4 protein-coding genes are annotated in these 2366 nt (G+C 61.2%); 2 read left to right on the forward strand and 2 right to left on the reverse strand.

The window, feature by feature from the left end:
• Positions 1-342 (forward strand): gamma carbonic anhydrase family protein (locus EOA86_RS30960; RefSeq protein WP_164892154.1); only part of this gene is annotated, 342 nt, incomplete at its 5' end.
• 53 nt (positions 343-395) lie between these two features.
• On the opposite strand, the gene EOA86_RS30965 is transcribed toward EOA86_RS30960, so the two are convergent.
• Together EOA86_RS30965 and EOA86_RS30970 are read right to left on the reverse strand one after the other, a co-directional pair.
• The gene (locus EOA86_RS30965) at positions 396-956 is read right to left on the reverse strand and encodes an ankyrin repeat domain-containing protein (protein ID WP_164892155.1); all 561 of its coding nucleotides are present in this window, start codon (positions 954-956) and stop codon (positions 396-398) included.
• 234 nt (positions 957-1190) lie between these two features.
• Positions 1191-1352: a hypothetical protein gene (locus EOA86_RS30970; protein ID WP_245486297.1), complete on the reverse strand. Its 162-nt coding sequence runs from the start codon at positions 1350-1352 to the stop codon at positions 1191-1193.
• Between the two features lie 255 nt (positions 1353-1607).
• Here EOA86_RS30970 and EOA86_RS30975 point away from each other — a divergent pair.
• A partial coding sequence (locus tag EOA86_RS30975) for a BTAD domain-containing putative transcriptional regulator (protein ID WP_281035714.1) occupies positions 1608-2366 on the forward strand: 759 nt, incomplete at its 3' end.

Below are 2366 nucleotides of genomic sequence, written 5' to 3' on the forward strand. Positions count from 1 at the left end.
CACACGGTCATGCACACCGATGCCGGTTTTCCCCTGACCATCGGGCAAGGCTGCACGATTGGCCATCGCGCCTTGCTGCATGGTTGCACGATCGGCGACAACAGCTTGATCGGCATGGGCGCCATCGTGCTGAACGGCGCGAAAATCGGCAAGAACTCGCTGGTCGGCGCCGGCGCCCTGGTCACCGAAGGCAAGGAATTCCCCGACAATTCACTGATCATCGGCTCGCCCGCGCGTTTGGTGCGAGCGCTGGACGATGCCGCGGTCTCAAGGCTGCGCGCTTCGGCTGCGCACTACGTCGCCAACGGCAAACGCTTCAAAGCGGGACTGATGAAGGCCTGAGGCCAGCCTTGCTCAAACCTTCGGCTATGGTTTCACCGGCATCGTCCCCCAACTCAGAATCCATTGGAGCCGTGCCCGGTCATCGCATCGCGCAGCAACGAAGCGCCGGCTTCAAAACCGGCATTGTCAGCGTCCTCGAGGGCTGTCGTATAGTCGTCGATGCGGGTTTCGAGCGATGGGTCGGCGCCCGCCGCCAACAGCAGGCGGATGGCATCGACGCTACGGATGGCGACTGCATAGTGAAGCGGTGTCCAGTCGTTTACGCCCCGCATGTTGGGGTCTGCGCCCCCATCGATCAGGATTCGGACGATTTCCAGTCTGTCAGCCCGGTCGGTAGACAGTGCCGCGATGATTGCCGGAAAACCGCTGTGGTGGTGATAGTTCGGGTCCGAGCCCGCATCCAGTAAGATCGAGATGAAAGCGGCGGGACTCCAATAGATCGCATATTCCAGTGGATGTCCAAGGCCGAGTTCAAAGGGCATCTGCTCGTCAAACCAGTCGGGTGAGCCGCCGAGAGCCACACCGAGGGCCTCGAAATCGCCCGCCTTGAACGCGTCATCGATGGCCTTGAACAGGCGGTGGCGCTCGCATCGATCTTCCGGGATTTCCAACATCGCAGCGATCCGGAGGTTGAACAGCCGCCCATATTGCTCCCATTGGCAGTTGCCTGAAAGCCTCATGGGCGGGTTGCGATTGGAGAGAAGTTCTTGCGGCTGCGTTTGTTAGAATCTCATCCCGCTTCAGTCTCTTAGCTGCCGACAATCCAGCCCGCGCGTTTGGTGCGAGTTCGACTATGCAGCGGTTGCAGGCTGCCGGCAGCCGATCCTTTGCGCAGTGGTACGCCGAACTTACCGCATCGACATCAAGTTCGCGATCAGACCTGCCTTGATGTTGAGAACCGGTCGATGGGCCTCCGGATGACCGATGTCGTTCAGCTGATCGGGCGTGAAGTCGGCTAGCGCCCTGCCTTCTGCAACGGTCCGTCGCCGTCCCCTGAAGGCGGCGATCATTATTGCTACGCTTTTCCTGCTAGATCCAAACAAGTGTCTTTTCGACGCGCTGCGGTCGGCGCGAGTTTCCGTACGAGCCATTTCTAGTCTCCAATTTCGAGATCTGCGGCTGGGAACGTGCCACGCGGGTGTTTTCGGGCTGTTCGGCTGAGCGTGAAAAAAACGGAAATGTCCGATGAGCTGCCGTTAAATCGGTGTTAAATCCAACTACCGAAATGCTATTCTGCCGCGGCGGTCAAAGTCTGGAGACCATCTGTGCGCATCAGGTTGCTTGGCGGCCTCGAGGTTACTTCCCTGGAGCGCCGGCCCGTCCGCTTCGCCACGCGCAAGACTTCGCTGCTTTTTGCTGCCCTGGTCCTTGCCGGCCGCCGCGGCCATCGTCGCGAGCAGCTTTCCGAAGCCTTTTGGCCGGGACGAAGCAATGGCCAGGCGCGCAACAGTTTGCGGCAAGCACTGGTCGACATCCGGCGCTCGTTCCCGACCAGCAAAGATGCCGCCGTCTACATCGACGGGGATCACGAAGCCGTCGCGCTGTTTGCCGGCCCGGATGAAGCGGACATTTCGATCTTCGACCGGAAACTGGAGGAGGGCCGGGCGACCGATCTCGCCTTCGCCGCCGACCTCTACCGCGGTGGGGTGCTCGCAGGGGAAGCCATTCCTGAGGAACTGGATGAGTGGTTTGGACCCTATCTGAACAGGTATCAGCGCAAGGCGCTGCAGTTGGTGGATCGGCTGAGCCTCGCGCTGCCCATACCCGGCTCTGCGGAAGAGACAGCCTGCGAGGGCCTGGCAGAGAGATTGCTCGCCTCAGATCCTACCGCCGAGGCCGCCCATCGGGCGCTGATCCGGATCCACGCGCATCGCGGTCACGAAAACGCGGCCTTGCGCCAGTTCGAGCTTTGTCGAACTGCCCTGAAAAAGCAGCTGGATGCGGAGCCGGAGGCGCAGACAAGCTCACTGGCGGCTTCTCTGCAGTCCCGCGAACGAACTGGACATCAGCGGCCGGGGCCAAGC

The sequence above is a fragment of the Mesorhizobium sp. M5C.F.Ca.IN.020.32.2.1 genome, assembly GCF_004023105.1.
Classification (GTDB): Bacteria; Pseudomonadota; Alphaproteobacteria; order Rhizobiales; family Rhizobiaceae; genus Mesorhizobium; species Mesorhizobium wenxiniae.

What these genes read in the sequence shown, in the direction of transcription:
- EOA86_RS30965 (WP_164892155.1), bottom strand. Translation starts at nt 956, where the DNA reads ATGTTGGAAATCCCGGAAGATCGATGCGAGCGCCACCGCCTGTTCAAG.
- EOA86_RS30970 (WP_245486297.1), bottom strand. Translation starts at nt 1,352, where the DNA reads ATGATCGCCGCCTTCAGGGGACGGCGACGGACCGTTGCAGAAGGCAGG.